Origin of the sequence: Paraburkholderia sp. BL27I4N3, assembly GCF_003386115.1 — a bacterium.
Taxonomy (GTDB): domain Bacteria; phylum Pseudomonadota; class Gammaproteobacteria; order Burkholderiales; family Burkholderiaceae; genus Paraburkholderia.
In genome coordinates this window covers 4,218,398-4,234,691 of record NZ_QREJ01000001.1, presented here as the reverse complement: position 1 = coordinate 4,234,691, position 16,294 = coordinate 4,218,398, and the positions used below count along the sequence as shown (strand labels likewise).

General features: G+C 59.2%; 12 protein-coding genes. 4 read left to right on the top strand and 8 right to left on the bottom strand.

Features of this window, described 5'->3' with window-relative positions; translation table 11 throughout:
• The first annotated feature begins 115 nt into the window (after positions 1-115).
• The gene (locus B0G71_RS19165; RefSeq protein ID WP_116143452.1) at positions 116-400 is read left to right on the top strand and encodes a hypothetical protein; all 285 of its coding nucleotides are present in this window, start codon (positions 116-118) and stop codon (positions 398-400) included.
• Positions 401-687: 287 nt separating this feature from the next.
• Here the strand turns inward: B0G71_RS19165 and B0G71_RS19160 are convergent, their stop codons facing one another.
• The 6 genes from B0G71_RS19160 to B0G71_RS19135 all read right to left on the bottom strand — a co-directional run bounded on the left by B0G71_RS19160 (position 688) and on the right by B0G71_RS19135 (position 10,107).
• Positions 688-1,872, bottom strand: a complete 1,185-nt coding sequence (locus B0G71_RS19160) for a Wadjet anti-phage system protein JetD domain-containing protein (RefSeq protein ID WP_116143450.1) — start codon at positions 1,870-1,872, stop codon at positions 688-690.
• Entirely contained in the window at positions 1,869-5,243 is a 3,375-nt protein-coding gene (locus B0G71_RS19155; RefSeq protein WP_116143448.1) for an ATP-binding protein, read from the bottom strand. The genes B0G71_RS19160 and B0G71_RS19155 overlap by 4 nt, the downstream gene beginning before the upstream one ends.
• Entirely contained in the window at positions 5,236-5,883 is a 648-nt protein-coding gene (locus tag B0G71_RS19150) for a DUF4194 domain-containing protein (RefSeq protein WP_116143446.1), read from the bottom strand. Before B0G71_RS19150 ends, B0G71_RS19155 begins: the two co-directional genes overlap by 8 nt.
• Before the next feature lie 2 nt (positions 5,884-5,885).
• Complete coding sequence (locus tag B0G71_RS19145) at positions 5,886-7,340, bottom strand: DUF3375 domain-containing protein (protein ID WP_116143444.1); 1,455 nt, start codon at positions 7,338-7,340, stop codon at positions 5,886-5,888.
• Between the two features lie 246 nt (positions 7,341-7,586).
• Positions 7,587-8,864 (bottom strand): reverse transcriptase family protein, encoded by a 1,278-nt coding sequence (locus B0G71_RS19140; protein WP_309546260.1) that lies wholly within the window; start codon positions 8,862-8,864, stop codon positions 7,587-7,589.
• Positions 8,865-9,624: 760 nt separating this feature from the next.
• Positions 9,625-10,107: a GyrI-like domain-containing protein gene (locus B0G71_RS19135; protein ID WP_116143440.1), complete on the bottom strand. Its 483-nt coding sequence runs from the start codon at positions 10,105-10,107 to the stop codon at positions 9,625-9,627.
• Between the two features lie 308 nt (positions 10,108-10,415).
• Between B0G71_RS19135 and eat the strand changes: the two genes are divergently transcribed.
• Genes eat through eutC form a run of 3 tightly spaced genes read left to right on the top strand, consistent with a single transcriptional unit; the run spans position 10,416 to position 14,051 of the window.
• Positions 10,416-11,819, top strand: a complete 1,404-nt coding sequence (gene eat / locus B0G71_RS19130) for an ethanolamine permease (RefSeq protein WP_106283980.1) — start codon at positions 10,416-10,418, stop codon at positions 11,817-11,819.
• Between the two features lie 43 nt (positions 11,820-11,862).
• Complete coding sequence (locus B0G71_RS19125; RefSeq protein WP_116143438.1) at positions 11,863-13,257, top strand: ethanolamine ammonia-lyase subunit EutB; 1,395 nt, start codon at positions 11,863-11,865, stop codon at positions 13,255-13,257.
• On the top strand, positions 13,254-14,051 hold the full coding sequence (eutC, locus tag B0G71_RS19120; RefSeq protein ID WP_116143436.1) for an ethanolamine ammonia-lyase subunit EutC: 798 nt from the start codon (positions 13,254-13,256) through the stop codon (positions 14,049-14,051). Before B0G71_RS19125 ends, eutC begins: the two co-directional genes overlap by 4 nt.
• A gap of 5 nt (positions 14,052-14,056) precedes the next feature.
• Here the strand turns inward: eutC and B0G71_RS19115 are convergent, their stop codons facing one another.
• Positions 14,057-14,452, bottom strand: a complete 396-nt coding sequence (locus B0G71_RS19115) for a DUF779 domain-containing protein (protein WP_116143434.1) — start codon at positions 14,450-14,452, stop codon at positions 14,057-14,059.
• Between the two features lie 65 nt (positions 14,453-14,517).
• The gene (adh, locus tag B0G71_RS19110) at positions 14,518-16,038 is read right to left on the bottom strand and encodes an aldehyde dehydrogenase (RefSeq protein WP_116143432.1); all 1,521 of its coding nucleotides are present in this window, start codon (positions 16,036-16,038) and stop codon (positions 14,518-14,520) included.
• Positions 16,039-16,294: the final 256 nt, after the last annotated feature.

The window sequence follows — 16,294 nt, the reverse complement described above, 5'->3', positions numbered from 1 at the left end:
CGAACCCGGTCGCGATGTTGATTGTCCGACTCTGCAAGGTCGCATACCTGCTTTATATATGCATGCCAGTCATGCCTAAAACTATCTCGTTGGTATTGAACTCCGCGAGTTATTGATGTCGGGTACCTTTAATTTGTCGAACGGCGCACTGGACATCGGCACAGGACCGGTGCTCGCGCCCGATTGCACGACCGTGTCGGATCTGGCGGGAGCAGGGTGGAAGGCGCTGGATGCTCAAAACGGCTGGGAGTCCTTCAGCGTCGACGAGCTGATCATCTGGCGGCGCTCGTTTGCGGTGGCGGCCCGCTTTCAAGAAGGCAAATTTGCAGTGATTGACTGCATCTGGAATGATGGGAGTATTCGCAAAGAGGACTGGTCGGCAACAGATGAATTACTTTGACTGATCAGGTCATTTGTCGTGATGCGATCGAAATGGTCCAGGTACGTCGCGCGATTTTTCTACCAACTGGTCGCTGAGTCATTTGACGCTCCTGGGTCGGTCGTGGACTGTAGGGCCTCGCACCGGATCTGCGCGATCGTCACCGCCCCCGCCCCCCGCGCAGACCAATCGGACAGGTCGTTGGTGACTACCGGTTGACCACGCGCAATGCGTCGCCGGCGCTCGAGGAGCGAACCAGTCCACACCGCATCTGCACGGTGAAAGCAGCCATCAAACAGCACCAAACTTCACCCACCACCCAACTTCCCAAGCGCCGCCTCCACCCATCCAAACCCAATCTTCTCCTGCTCCAGCCGCAGATTCGCGCGCAAACGGTTATCGCGCAGATCGTCATACAACGCGCCCTCATCGCGATTCAACCGCGGCAGATCTCGCAGCGTCTGCTTATCCTCTCGATCCCACTGCGATTCAAACGCTAGCAACGTCTCCCGGTCCATCAGGAACGATTCCACGTGGTCGAACTGATAGCGTAGCTGATCGAGAATAGCGAACCCATGCGTATCGATATCGCCCCAGTAGTGAATCCGCCGATGCAAAAGCCATTTGGCGGCAGTCAGCATTTCAAAACCATATCCCGCGCCGAAGACAACCGCGCTGTCTTCAACTGGCGGAAAGGCCAAAAAATTTGTCTCGTTCTCGGTGATAAAAACGCGGCTGACATCGAGCTCCAGGCGAGCAAAGCTGGCGGCATCCAGCGTGATGTCCTGCTCAACGGTGGCGGGATGAAACAGCGCCTTCTTCGCATCCAGCACGCGAAATCGAATACGCAATGGCTTTTCCCGAAACCCATAACGCGCCGCGAACTGACCCAGACCCGACCTTTCGAAATCCACGGCTGGCTCGGGAAGCACGCTATCGAGCAATTCCGAAAGCACACCGCGATAAGCCTCGATAAATTTGGTGTGCACATTTGCGATGTCGATCTGCCTGACATACACACCGGGACGTGGATGCCGCTCCAGCCACATGCACACATCCAGCAGCCGTCCCCACACGTCCGCCAGTTCAAGCGCCCTGAGTGGTCTTTTCGCTAACCATGCAACAAGGCGTGGTTCGCGCGCGCGAGTCACATCCAGCAACAAGGCGAACCTGGCTGCGTCGCGTTGTTTTCCAATCAACGCGACGGCATCCTCGAATGAGTCGATCCAGACTTCAACCGGTAACGAATTAGCGCCGAAAACCCGGTGCCGGAACTCACGCATCTCGACGCGGCAATGCGCCGCCGCCCTGAGGCTTCCACTCCACTGACGAATGTCTTGGAAGCGCTCTGTGATTTCGGCCGATGTGGGCCCTTTGAGCGCGAGACGCCTCGGGAACAGAGTAGCGCCCGTAGCAAGTCCAGCAAGCAACTCACCCCTTTCCCAGAGCCTGCTTACCTGCATGCGCAGATCTGCCGGTGTCGTCCAGCTCACGACTCGCTCCTGCCTTTTTCCTCGCGATACTCTTCGATCGAAAGATTCCGCAACCTCGATTCACGTCCCTCCTGATTGTCGACAAATCCGACGCTGGCTACAAATGGTTCGATGATATAAATCTTCTGCAGTGGGGTGACGATTAGCAATTGCAGGTTCAACTGAGCGAAAAGCCGCAGACCGTACTGCGCGGACTCGTCGGATCCGCGCCCAAATGCTTCGTCGATGACGACGAATCGGAAAGAGCGTGAGCGAACGGCGCCCCACTCGAGACCGAACTGGTAAGCGAGGCTCGCGGCCAGGATCGTATAGGCAAGTTTTTCTTTTTGCCCACCAGACTTGCCGCCCGAGTCGGAATAATGCTCGTGCTCGCTGTTATCCTCGCGCCAACGTTCGCTGGCGGCGAAGACGAACCAGTTGCGCACGTCAGTGACCTTCGCCGACCAGCGACGATCCTGCTCGGTGAGCCCCTCACGTCCACGAAATCGTTCGATGATCTGTTTGACTTGAAGAAACTTGGCTTCGGAATACTGAACGTCGTCTGAGCCTGTTAGCGTGCCTTCGGTACACGAACGCAAATCGCTCTGAAAGTCGCGGATCTCAGCGTCCTGACTCAACTGCGCTTCCAGAACGATATAACGACCGGCGTTATAGTCGATCTGCGTGAGCGACTCGTTGATCAACGCAATCCGCTCCCTTATCGTCTCGCGTTCGCGAGCCAGCTGGGACTGGAAGTTGGCCACTTCGCGAATGGTGTTCTCATTGAGCAAATCCTTGAAGCGAGCTTCGAAGCGTGGCAAATCGTCTGCTTTCAACGTGTCCAGCATGGCGCGATATTCTTGCGCTGCTTCAATGGCAACATCCACTTCCTGCGTCTCGAGCGGAAAGGCTGTGCAATATTCGCGCATGGCGACCACGATCTTCTCGCGCTGGCGCGAAACTTTTTTGTCCTCGGCGTCGATGCTGTCCTGCAACCATTTGCGCATTTCGCTCTCGCGATTGTCACAAGATTCGACGGTCAATTGATGCTTGCCGAGCAATTCGGACCACAGTTCGGTGAGCCGTTCGAAATAGGCCGTGTGGGTCGAGTGGGCCGGATCGTCAAGAACCGCTTTGGCCTGGGAATGCAAGTCGTCGGCTATCCGCTGCCGCTCTTCGATACGCGTGCGCTCGGCCTTGTGTCCATCGAGTTTCGCCTCCACGTCAACCAGTGCGGCGCCGACCTGATTCAGACGCTGGGTGAGTTCATGCAACAAGTCAGAGGCGGATTCCAGGCGAGCCTTCTCATCACGGAGTTCGGCGATCTCCGTCGCGACACCGCGCCAGTCGATCTCACGGTACTCCGCATGTTCGTTGAGCAGCGACAGCGCGTTTAAGCGCGTCCTCAATCCGGATTGCTCGGCCTCAATCTTGCCGATCAGTGAGCCCAACTCGCGCAACTGCGCAGCCAGCTGGTCTGATTGCGCTTCAAGGGCCTGAATCTTCGCCGTATTGGTCCAGCCCAACACGTAACGCCGACGATCGTCCAGCCGATGGCGATCGTCTTTCTCGTGCCGCTCGCCCGGCGCCTTGATCTGCCCGGCACGTGTAATGGCCCGCGTCTCGCGGCGGAATTGCTCCTGCGTGTCGCAGCAGACGACGTTGAAGCGCTGCGCGACTTCATACTCCAACCAATCGTAGAACGGCGATTCAGGTTTGACCGACAGCTTGCGGGCGAGCGAATCGCGATGCACTTCGGGACGTTCGCGTCTGGCGGATTGCCGAACCCGAAAATAAACGAGCCGCCCTTTGAGGTGAGTCTTATCCACCCATTCGGTGACAGCGGCGTAGTGTTCATCCGAAACGAGAAGCGACAGGCCAAAACTTCGCAGCAGACGCTCGGCGGCGCCCTCCCAATCGCGCTCATCGTGGCGTACCTGCAGCAGTTCGCCGGCAAAGCATACATCCGCTTCAGGAAGCGCAAGAGCATTGCACAACGCGGCGCGCATCGCGATCTGTTCCGCGGGGATGTTGCTGCGGCGGCTCTTCAGACTCTCGATCTCGGCCGTCAGCGCGTCATGTTCCTGTCGGCTTGCGCGGAAACTGACGACGTGTTCGGTCAGGTCGTTCTGCAGCCGTGCTTCGTCAGACTGCACGGCGTCGAGACGCTCGCTCACACGTCGGCGCAACGCCATAAAGGACTGTTCGTCCTCAGGAGTCTGTTCGTCGGCCACCTGCGCGAGATCGTCGAACCGCTGTGCCTTTTGCTTGCGCCGGGTGCATTCCGCATCTTTCGATTGAATCTCCGCTTCCAACCGCTCCAGCCGGTCTCCACCATTTTCGGCGATGTTGCGCCGCAGTTCGCCTTCCTCGACGCGATGCGTAGAGCGCATGGCATCGAGCCGCTTGACGTGGGCGTCCTGCCGCTCCCACTCCGCTGCGAGATTTTCGATTCGACGGTCGAGCAAGCGGAGCTTGAGGTCGGCGGCATAGGATCTCATCGCATCGCGGCATGCCCGCAAATCTTCCACCTGCGTTACGAGCAGCGCATGCCGCTCGCAATCTTCGATCAGTGGACTTAGCCGTTCCATCTGCCGCTTGGCTTTCAACACTGCTTCATGCGCGCGATTCAGGTCGTCGAAGTGACCGATCAGCGCAGTGATGCGCGATGCGACATCGAACGGCTCGAGCATGTGGCTGCGGACGAAATCCGTCAGATTGCCCACCGACTTCATGGATACCGTTTGATGAAATAACTCGAGGGCCTGCTCATTCTCGATTCCGAAGCGCCGACGGAACCATGCACCGTAAGGAGGGAAACTATCGAACACGTCCGCGCCGAGCGCGCGTAACTTTTTGCGCAGACCGGAGATGTCCGGTCCGAAATCGGCAAAGTCTGTTGCGATCGACAGCGCCCGTTCCGCACCAATGAACAGCCGCGCGGGTTGGCCGTGCGGCTCCTTCATCCAGAACACCTGGGCCAGCGTGATGGTCAGGTCATAACCCGCATTGTGGAAACGGGCGAGTATCACTGAATAGTTGTTGGAGTCGCGTAAAGCAACGGGCTTGGCTGAACCGCTGGCTTCGTTGCGTTCCGACTTGTAGTGGCCGAGTACGTACGAGCGCAGCGTCCGCTCCTTGCTGTCGGCGCCCGCAGCTTTGTTGTAGGCGATCCGATGCGCGGGTACAAGCAGCGTTGTCACGGCGTCGACGAGGGTCGATTTGCCGGAGCCAATGTCGCCCGTCAACAGCGCGTTTTTGCCGGCGGGATTCAGCGTCCAGACGCGGCGATCGAAAGTCCCCCAGTTAAAGACTTCCAGTTGATGCAGGCGAAAACCGGACAGTGCGTCGTCGGAGACGAAATCGAGCCCGGGCAATTGCATATCAGTCATCTGCGTTCCTTGATGCAGCTGTGCCGAGTTGCGCTTGATAACCCGCAAGCCGTGCATCGAAATCGGCCAGCCACTGAGCGTCGACGAATGCTTTAAGAATGCGCTGTACCTCGAAAGCGGTGGCTTGCGTCTCACGCGTCCCCGTAGTCGGCTTCAGCTTGCGCAGAAACCCGAGTTCGATGATTTTGTTCACATGTGTGTCGATCTGGTCGATTAATTTGGCCTCGTTGCTGCCTGCTGGTAGAAACACGCGGACTGTCTCCACAATCTGCTCGCGCGTGAGGATGAGGCGCGTTTCTCCGCCGCCTGCGTCGGACTCGGCGAGCTTTTTGCGCAACAACGCCAGCATCAGGCTGACAGGAAAGGACAACGGACGTCGCGCGATAAGACGGGGCAACGCGGGCGAATCTTCGTCGCCGCTATCGGGGCGTGAGCGCAGGAACGCATATCCTTCGGCTTCATCGAGCACCAACTCAAGATTGAGCACCGTGACGTAGTCTCTGACGCGCGCTTGCAAGTCGAGCAGCGCGCTCCACAGCGCCATATCCGCCTCGCGGTAAACGACGCCTTTAAGCAGCGGAATCAAAAGGCTCGACAGATCGTGTGTCGAAACCGTTGTGGCAGGTTCCTGTTCGTACATGTTTATCTCACGAAAATGACTCGCGACAGCTTCGCCTGTCGGGCCTCCTGTTCGCCGTTGTCGTTTCGACCGACCCAGACGATCGTTTCGCTGGCCTGCTCGTCCACCACCGTGCTGAACGCGTCGCTGGCAAGTTGCAGGTAGGCGACGAGTTCGGCCAAACCTTGTTGTAGAGGCTGGGTTTCGCAAAGTTCGCGTAGCGTCACTTGCGAATGGTCCTGCAGGACATGACGGATATGCCATACCAGTCTGGCTTTGTCGACGACGACCTGGGCGTACAACGCCGCGGCGTCGATATCGTCGTCGCCGGCCTCGATTGCAATGTCGGCAATGCGTGGTTTGAGGCTCGGGGTGTAGAGTGGACGCTCCATCGGTAGTTCGATATTGGCCGCGACATCGGCGATAGTCATGACTTCGCCAGCGGGCGGCGTGTCGCGGAGCGACAGCGCTCTGGCTTCGACGCCATGCAGAATATCCATGATGCGACGATTTTCGAGCCATGCCTGATCGTCGAGAAAGCGCCGCAGTTGCTGCGACAAAAATGCGACGGTGCGCTGCGTATGTTCGCCCGCTTCCAGCCAGTCATAGTGAACCCGCCGTGTCCGTGCATCGGGTTTGAGTTCCGCGACAGGCGGGAGCGCCAGCACGCGGTCGAGCAAAACGGTGAGTTCTTCCTGACGACTGCTCGACATCAGGAAGTCCCAGAACGCCCGGAAGCTGCGGCCCTGATCCGAGTCGGCAATCGCATCGCGCTCGCCCATGATTTCTTCCAGCAATTCACCTTTCGCGCCGTCCCACAGTGCAATACGCTCGCGCACCCGGCGATCGAGACCACGAAAGTTATGCTCGACCTCACGGAAATCGGTCAGCAATTCCCGCGCGATCGCGGTGAATTGCTGAAAGCGATCTTTGAGCGCCGTATCATCCAGAATGGAGATGTCACCAGCCTCTGCACGAGCGATGTCTGCGTCAATCTCCGCGCGACGCTTATGCAGTTCGGCAAGCCGTGTCTTGGGATCACTTTCGCTGCCCTCGCTCATCTGTTTGAGCAATTCAAACAGTGTAAGCAAGCGCGATTCTGTACCGACGAAGCTACGGGCCGTCAATGTGCCAAGCCACGCAATCGCCTTTTCCGTAGCGGGCGTGAGATCGAAATGTGGTTCGTCCGAATCCTGAGGATAGAACTTGCGCAGCCAGCCTTTATCGTTGGCGCTCCAGTCAGTGAGGTAATCGGAAGCGGCTTTGGGAAAGGTTGCGGTACCGAGTTGTTCGCGCAACGCATACAGTTCGTCCTCGAGCGCTTCGGCCAGATCTGCTTGCGATATCACGCGCACATTAGGCGCGGTGAAAACGCGATGCAGAAAGCTTGCCACGAGCGGCGCGTGGTCTGAGCGCAGCAGGCGCCACGCCGGATGATTCTGGCGTAACGCGTCGAGCGTGGAATAGTCGAAGTCCATGGCGCGAGAGCTGGAGAGCGAAAACGGTCAAATTCGTCGTTCGCATCCTACTGCTCGACGCGAGCGAATACCATGATTACTCTTCGCATTCTATGCGCTGAATGGTCCTCAGTTATGGAACGAGGTTTTGCGAGGAGGAACGACTGCCGATGCCGTTGTTTGAATGATTTCCGCAAGTCAAGGGTCAATGAAGAACCATGTATTTGGCACGGACTGCCACCTGCAACCCTAGGCGTGACCGAATCCTCAGCGAGTCGCCTTACCGTTAGACTCCGCCCCAACCTCGCTCTCCTCATCCCACTCAATCCGCCCAAGCAAAGCCCTCAGCTTCGCACCTCTCGCCGCATTCACCATGGCGACATGCGCAACCCGCCCCGCAAGATGCGCCCGAAAATCCGCATGATCATCCCGATTCTGCGAGCGCGGCCCATGCCGTACGCAATTGGTCAGCACGGCTTTCAGCGCATCAAACTCCGGCCGCGCCACATTCGCATGGCTATTGACCACCAGCCCGGCCAGATGCTGCCGCACACCGCGCCGCATCACGCGAGTCTTCCTCAGATTGACCGAAAACCCCTCTTCAAGGGCAATCGCCGCGACACGAACGGTTAAGCGCTCCGCCATACGAGCAAGATTCTCGTCTCCGGAAAACGCCAGATCATCGGCATACCGCGTGTACCTCGCGCCGACCGAACGAGCCAGACCCGCAAGCCGAAGATCGAGCCGAAAAGCGCACAGGTTCGCCAACGCCGGTGACGTCGGCGCGCCCTGCGGCAAATGCCGGTTCCGATAACGCTGCCGTTCCTGCCAATCGATCCGGTCGCGCACATCCGGCGCGAGCAAGCGGCTGCTCGGGATACGATTGGTACACAGCGCGGTCAAAGCTCTTGCAACGGCTAGCGGGTAGCCCAATGCGTGAAAAGCGGAGTAAACGCGTCCCGCATGGACTGATGCAAAGAAGTCGGTGAGATCAAAGCGCATCACCACCGCTTTCGCCACATGGGGCGCGGCAAAGGTCACGATATTCCGGCCGCGTCGAAAACCATGCGCCGATTCGTGAGCTGGAACACGGTCGAGCAAACCTGACAACACTTTGCGTTGCAAAGCCCGCAATCGCGATTTGGGAATCTCGATGATCCGGCATCGACCGTCGCACTTCTCGATCGCCTTGTACGAATAGTGGTGAAGTGGCGTCGCCGCGCTGTGTGCCGGCACGCGCCAGCGATCGGCAAACCAGTCCAGTTCGTCCGGTTCGACTTTTAACCACGCAGCCAGATCGCCAGGTGTGGGCAGCTGCGGCAGCATTACGTCCGGCAACCACAGCGGAGGCGGTCGCTGAAAAGGCGGCCGCGTCAGCACGCGAACCACGGTCGGCGGCTGCTCGCTGCGCCACGCTGAAACGAAGCCGGGCATCCCGGCCACGACCGTCGACAACTCCTTGCGCCCGACGCTATCCCACCGCGCAGCAAATCTCTTCGCCACGTGGCGGGCCAATCCGTTCATCCAGCCGGCGGCCTCGCCCAATGCGAGCGTCATCCGCTCGACCATTCCCGCAGGCTCGGCCGGGCCGGCCAGCACGGCATCGGCAATCGCGTAAGTGACGTGTTGCAGCGAAGATAAGGACATAGCAAAAGAAGGCGGGGCGGCCAGTCAACGCGTCTTGTGCTGCGTGAGCTCTCTTGCGCAACGCGCAACTGAGGCTCATGCGATGAACTGCGGAGGAGTGTCGATCCACGGGGTAGCCCCGTAGTGCCCGGAACCGATGCGGCCTGTATCCAGGCGTGCTTGACCAGCCGTCCCGCGTGGCGACGATAAGCGAGCCGCCCGGCGCTTGTCAACGCGTTGGCCGTATGAAGCGATTTTTCGCCATAGATGGACGGCGGAAATCTGACGGTCGCGTCGTCGCACGGAACTGACACAGCGTATGTTCGTGCAGAGTCAACAAGATGCGGCTGGGCGACGCCAGATCCTTCTGGTTATCCACAGCTCCCTCTGGACAACTCTTGTACAAGCCACCTGACACATTGTGGGTGGAACCTTGATAAGAACGCCGCGTCGCCAGGTCGCACAAAAGTTGTCCCTGGCTCCGTGTTCCTGTCCGCGCGCGCTCCGCAGGGTTATCGATTCCGCAGTGCCTTGATCCGTCAACGAAGTTTCAGGTTATCCACAGCACGATGCGAGGCTTGTTAACTATTACTACGTATACATATACAAAGACTATAAAAACCAGAGAGGCACCTGCAGGGCATGCTGCGCAAGCGCGCAAATCCGGGCAGGTATACGCTCAAGCCAGCGGTAAACAGATCTCCGTGATCAGATGCGCAGGCGCCGTATCCTTCGGGCTAGTCACATACTCCTCGAACACCGGCGCATCGGCCGCTTCTCGCCCGGACTGCACGAGCCATGTCCCGTACAGCCTCTCATACGCGGCACGCATATCGCTATACGGTCCTTGGTGCCTCAACACCGCGTACTCACCACCTTTCACATGCGCCACCGAAACCGGCGGACTCACCGTCACGGACGCCTGAACCGGATGCGGCAACAACACACCGGCCTTCGAGCGCAACTCGCTCTCTGCAACAACGCCGGGATCGTCATAGTAAACACCGATCATGCGCATCTCAGCCGCGAGTAAATTGTGTTTCGCGAGCCAGCCGAACAGCGCGTCGAACGCCTTGCCGATCTGCGTATACGGCCCAGCGTGGTCGACCGACAAAACTTCCATCGGCTCCACGTGACGAATCACCACTTCACGCATCGTCATTTGATCGTCTCCTGATAGTGCCGGCCGAAACCGGCTATGGCTGGGTGAATACAAAATGACCACAAAAATTGTCGAACGGATGCGGACGAAAGTACCACGCGCCCCTTTACCAAATCCTGCGAACTTCAGTCGAATGCCCGCTGAACGTGATACTCAATTAAGTGCCCGCTGACACCGAACCGCCCAGAACTTTGCCGAATTTCGATAACACCTCGAATAATGGCTCACTACTATCGGCTCAAGCCTGTCCGCCCGTGCACCGCAAAGCCTTGCGGCGTCGGGCTGCCGGCACCATCAGGGAGCGTCCGATGAAATCAGAGTCGAAGAATCAGCACGTCGGCAAAGTCACGCATCACGAGTTGAAGCAGACGCTCGGCACGTGGCAACTGTGGGGCATCGCGGTCGGCCTCGTCATTTCCGGCGAATATTTCGGTTGGAGCTATGGCTGGGCGAGCGCCGGCACGCTCGGCTTTGTCATCACGGCGATTTTCATTGCCGCGATGTATACGACGTTCATTTTCAGTTTCACCGAGCTCACCACGTCGATTCCGCATGCGGGCGGTCCGTTCGCCTACGCCCGTCATGCGTTCGGCCCGACCGGCGGATATCTGGCCGGCGCGGCGACGCTGGTGGAGTTTGTGTTTGCGCCGCCGGCCATCGCGCTTGCGATCGGCGCTTATCTGCACGTGCAGTTTCCGGGTCTCGAGCCTAAACACGCGGCGATGGGCGCCTACCTTATCTTCATGGCGCTGAATATCGTGGGCGTGCAGATCGCCGCGGCGTTCGAATTGTGCGTGACGCTGCTCGCGATCTTCGAACTGCTGGTTTTCATGGGCGTCGTGTCGCCCGGCTTTCAGTGGTCGAATTTTACCAAGGGCGGCTGGTCCGGTGCCGATACCTTCAGCATGGGTTCGTTTCACGGCATGTTCGCGGCGATTCCGTTCGCCATCTGGTTTTTCCTGGCGATCGAAGGCGTGGCAATGGCCGCCGAGGAAGCCAAGAACCCGAAGCGCTCGATTCCGATCGCCTACGTCGCCGGCATTCTGACGCTCGTGGTGCTCGCCATCGGCGTGATGGTGTTTGCCGGCGCGGCAGGCGACTGGACCAAGCTGTCCAACATCAACGATCCGCTGCCGCAAGCGATGAAATACATCGTCGGCGAACATAGCGGCTGGATGCATATGCTCGTGTGGCTCGGCCTGTTCGGGCTGGTCGCGTCGTTTCACGGCATTATCCTCGGCTATTCGCGGCAAATTTTCGCGCTGGCTCGCGCCGGCTATCTGCCGGAGTGGCTCTCGAAAGTGCATCCGCGTTTCAAGACGCCGCATCGCGCGATCATTGCGGGCGGCGTGGTCGGCATCGCCGCGATCTACAGCGACGAACTGATCCAGTTCGGCGGCCAGACGCTGACGGCGAACATCGTGACGATGTCGGTATTTGGCGCTATCGTGATGTATATCATCAGCATGTTGTCGCTGTTCAAGCTGCGCCGCACCGAACCGAATATGGAGCGACCGTTCCGCGCGCCGCTGTTTCCGGTCTTTCCGGCGTTCGCACTGGTGGCCGCGGTCATCTGTCTGGCGACAATGGTCTACTTCAATTTTCTGGTGGCGATCGTGTTCGCAATCTTTCTCGCACTGGGCTACGTCTACTTCCTGATGACGCGCCATCAACGCGAAGCCGCGCCGTCCGACGCCTTGCTCGAGGAATGACGGATCGAGCCGCTGCGCAAGCAGCGGCGATGGAGTCGTAAAGATGAGCTACACCGAGACGATCGGCAGCCGCACCTATCGCTTTGCCGACCTGAAAACCCTGCTGGCGAAGGCCAGCCCGCAACGCTCCGGCGACCAACTCGCGGGCGTGTCGGCCGCGAGCGAGGAAGAACGCGTCGCGGCCAAGATGGCGCTGGCGCAGGTGCCGCTGCGCACCTTCCTCAACGAGGCGCTGATTCCCTACGAAAGCGACGAAGTCACGCGTCTCGTGATCGACGATCATTCGCCGCAGGCGTTCGCCGAGATCTCTCACCTCACCGTCGGCGACTTTCGCAACTGGCTGCTGAGCAGCACCACGGATGCCGACGCGCTCACGCGTATCACCGCGGGTCTGACACCGGAGATGGTCGCGGCGGTGTCCAAGCTGATGCGCAATCAGGATCTGATCGCGGCGGCGCGTAAACGTCCGGTGATTACGCGTTTTCGAAACACGGTCGGCTTACCGGGGCACATGTCGGTGCGTTTGCAACCAAATCATCCGACCGACGACGTCAAGGGCATCGCTGCGTCGATGCTCGACGGCCTCATGTACGGATGCGGCGACGCGATGATCGGTATCAACCCGGCGAGCGACAATCTCGCCGCGATCACCAAATTGCTGCTGATGGTCGACGACTTCCGCCAACGCTATCAGGTGCCGACGCAATCGTGCGTGCTGACTCACGTCACCAACACGATTGCCGCAATCGAAAAAGGCGCGCCAGTCGATCTGGTGTTTCAATCGATTGCGGGTACCGAGAAAGCGAACTCGGGCTTCGGCATTTCTCTCGCGCTGTTGCAGGAAGCGTATGAAGCGGGACTCTCCTTGAAGCGCGGGACGGTCGGCAATAACCTGATGTACTTCGAAACGGGTCAAGGCAGCGCTTTGTCGGCGGATGCGCATTTCGGCGTGGACCAGCAGACTTGCGAAGTGCGCGCTTATGCGGTCGCGCGCAAGTTCAACCCCTTTCTGGTGAACACGGTGGTCGGCTTCATCGGCCCGGAGTATCTGTACGACGGCAAACAGATCACCCGCGCCGGTCTTGAGGACCACTTCTGCGGCAAAATGCTTGGCGTGCCGATGGGTTGCGACATCTGCTACACGAATCACGCTGAAGCCGACCAGGACGACATGGACAATCTGCTCACGCTGCTTGGCGTAGCGGGCATCAACTTCATCATGGGCATTCCAGGCGCCGACGACGTCATGCTCAACTATCAGAGCACGTCTTTCCACGACGCGCTTTATGTGCGCGATGTACTCGGTTTGCGCCGAGCACCGGAATTCGAAGCATGGCTGGAGTCGATGCAGATCACCGACACGCGCGGCGCGCTGCTGAGCGCATCGACACAGCAACCGTTGCTCGAAGGCGCGCGCGACTGGATGGGCATCGCATGAGCGACTTCCTCGAAAAGAATCCCTGGAACGCGCTGCGGCAATTCACCAACGCGCGCATCGCGCTGGGCCGCGCGGGCAATAGCTTGCCGACCGCGCCGCTGCTCGCGTTCAACCTGTCGCACGCGCAGGCGCGCGACGCTGTGCATCATCCGCTCGATACCGACGTGCTGCACGAGCAATTACGCGCGCAAAACTTCAAGACGCTCGACGTGCATAGCGCCGCGCCGGATCGTGAGCATTATTTGCGGCGTCCCGATCTGGGCCGGCGTTTATCGGAAGAAAGTCGCGTGGCGCTGGCAGCGATGCCGAGCGATTCCCCCGAAGTGGTCTTCGTGATCGGCGATGGTCTTTCGGCGTTCGCAGCGTCGAAGCAATCGATCCCGTTGCTGCAAGCCGTCGTTCCGCGACTCGCAGACTGGAAGATTGGCCCAGTCGTGATCGCGCGTCAGGCGCGCGTCGCGTTGGGTGACGAGATCGGCGAGCTGCTCAATGCAAAGTTGGTGGTGATGCTGATCGGTGAGCGGCCAGGTTTGAGTTCGCCCGACAGCCTCGGCGTCTATTTGACGTACGCGCCCAAAGTGGGTTGTAGCGACGCCCAGCGCAACTGTATTTCGAATGTGCGTCCTGAAGGCCTCGACTTTCCGCTGGCCGCGCACAAGCTGCACTATCTGCTGACGCATGCAAGGCGTTTGGGTTTGACCGGCGTCGGCCTGAAAGACGACAGCGATGCGCTGCTGGCCGATACACCAGCGGCGCCCGCCGTTAGCGACGATTCAAAATCAGGCACACCATAAAACGATCAAGCATCGGCGCGTTCCACCGGATGCGTTTCCAGCCACGCATTCTCTGCATCCTCGAAAAGACGGGAGCGCGTCAGAAACCGTAAACCACTGGGCCGCTCCAGTGAAAACATTCCGCCGTTCCCCGGCACTGCGTCGATGATCAACTGCGTGTGCTGCCAGTATTCGAATTGCGATTCGCTCATGTAAAACGGCACGCCCGCAATCGTGCCGAGTTTGACATCGGACGAGCCGACCATGAATTCACCTTGAGGAAACATCATCGGCGCGCTGCCGTCGCAGCATCCACCGGATTGATGGAACAGCACCTCGCCATGCTCGGCGCGCAACTTGTCGATCAGGTCGACGGCCGCAGGCGTTGCGATCACGCGGGCAACTTCTTTCTCAGCAGCCATCACATGTCCTCGCAGAAAAAAGAGCGAGCCGCGTCATGCGGCCCGCTCGAACAGGAACGCGACGCTTAGAAGAAACCGAGCGGCTTGTCGCTATAGCTGACCAGCAGGTTCTTGGTTTGCTGATAGTGGTCGAGCATCATCTTGTGATTTTCACGTCCGATGCCCGACTGCTTATAGCCACCGAATGCCGCATGCGCCGGATAGGCGTGATAGCAGTTGGTCCATACGCGGCCTGCCTGAATCTGCCGGCCGAAGCGATAGGCGCGTGTGCCGTCGCGTGTCCACACGCCGGCGCCGAGACCGTAAAGCGTGTCGTTGGCGATTTCGAGCGCTTCTTCTTCGGTCTTGAACGTCGTGACCGACACCACCGGCCCGAAAATTTCTTCCTGGAAGATGCGCATCTTGTTGTGGCCGCGGAACACGGTCGGCTTCACGTAGTAGCCTTTGCTCAATTCACCGCCGAGCGCATTGCGTTCGCCGCCGATCAGGCATTCGGCGCCTTCCTGTTTGCCGAGGTCGACATACGAGAGAATCTTTTCCAGCTGCTCTTGCGAGGCCTGCGCGCCGATCATCGTCCTGGTGTCGAGCGGATGACCTTGCGTGATCGCCGCGACGCGCTTGAGCGCACGTTCCATGAAACGATCGTAGATCTTTTCATCGATCAATACGCGCGACGGACACGTGCACACTTCGCCCTGATTCAGCGCAAACATCGTGAAGCCTTCGAGCGCCTTGTCGAAATAGCTGTCGTCGGCGCTCATCACGTCGTCGAAGAAAATATTCGGGCTCTTGCCGCCGAGTTCGAGCGTCACCGGAATGATGTTCTGGCTCGCGTACTGCATGATCAGGCGACCGGTCGTGGTCTCGCCGGTAAACGCGATCTTGGCGATGCGCTTGCTGGAGGCGAGCGGCTTGCCGGCTTCGAGACCGAAACCATTCACCACGTTCAGCACGCCTGCTGGCAACAGGTCGTGAATCAATTCGACGAGCACCAGAATCGAAGCGGGCGTCTGCTCGGCCGGCTTGAGCACCACGCAGTTGCCGGCGGCGAGTGCGGGCGCAAGCTTCCATACGGCCATCAGGATCGGGAAATTCCACGGAATGATCTGGCCGACCACGCCGAGCGGTTCATGAAAGTGATACGCGACGGTGTCGTGATCGATCTCGGAGATCGAGCCTTCCTGCGCGCGCACGGCGCCGGCGAAATAGCGGAAGTGATCGATGGCGAGCGGAATGTCGGCGGCCATGGTTTCGCGCAGCGGCTTGCCGTTGTCGATCGTCTCAGCCACGGCGAGACGTTGCAGGTTCGCTTCCATCCGGTCGGCAATGCGCATCAGAATGTTCGAGCGGTCGCCGGCGGAGGTTTTTCCCCACGCGGCTTTCGCGCGATGCGCCGCATCGAGCGCGAGTTCGACGTCGGCTTCGCGCGACCGTGGGATCGACGTGAAAGCTTCACCGGTGATCGGCGACACGTTGTCGAAGTACTCGCCGCCTACAGGCTTCACCCATTCGCCGCCGATAAAATTCGCATACTGCTTCTTGTACGGGAATTCGGTGGTCAGAAATTGCATCTCTGCGTGATTCATCTGTGTGCTCCTCACATGTTTGAATGGGCTATATTCGGCTCGATATATCGATTGGCCGCGAACGGCTAGAGCCAGAAGTGTGCCAATGCACCGCGCAGGTGATCCTTGCACGCGTAGCAGGCACTCGCGCACGGTAAGAGGCGTCACGCTGTTCAACCGGCGCAAGGTGAGCGTTTCGTTTCTGAGCAAGGTGTGCAGCGCTGTTCATCCATTGAACACGGGCTTTGATGTCTGCCGATACAAACGCGTGAGCAGG

Coding starts and splice junctions, on each gene's coding strand:
- B0G71_RS19155 (WP_116143448.1), bottom strand. CDS start 5,243: ATGACTGATATGCAATTGCCCGGGCTCGATTTCGTCTCCGACGACGCA.
- adh (WP_116143432.1), bottom strand. CDS start 16,038: ATGAATCACGCAGAGATGCAATTTCTGACCACCGAATTCCCGTACAAG.
- eat (WP_106283980.1), top strand. CDS start 10,416: ATGAAATCAGAGTCGAAGAATCAGCACGTCGGCAAAGTCACGCATCAC.
- eutC (WP_116143436.1), top strand. CDS start 13,254: ATGAGCGACTTCCTCGAAAAGAATCCCTGGAACGCGCTGCGGCAATTC.
- B0G71_RS19150 (WP_116143446.1), bottom strand. CDS start 5,883: ATGTACGAACAGGAACCTGCCACAACGGTTTCGACACACGATCTGTCG.
- B0G71_RS19135 (WP_116143440.1), bottom strand. CDS start 10,107: ATGACGATGCGTGAAGTGGTGATTCGTCACGTGGAGCCGATGGAAGTT.
- B0G71_RS19115 (WP_116143434.1), bottom strand. CDS start 14,452: ATGGCTGCTGAGAAAGAAGTTGCCCGCGTGATCGCAACGCCTGCGGCC.
- B0G71_RS19125 (WP_116143438.1), top strand. CDS start 11,863: ATGAGCTACACCGAGACGATCGGCAGCCGCACCTATCGCTTTGCCGAC.
- B0G71_RS19145 (WP_116143444.1), bottom strand. CDS start 7,340: ATGGACTTCGACTATTCCACGCTCGACGCGTTACGCCAGAATCATCCG.
- B0G71_RS19165 (WP_116143452.1), top strand. CDS start 116: ATGTCGGGTACCTTTAATTTGTCGAACGGCGCACTGGACATCGGCACA.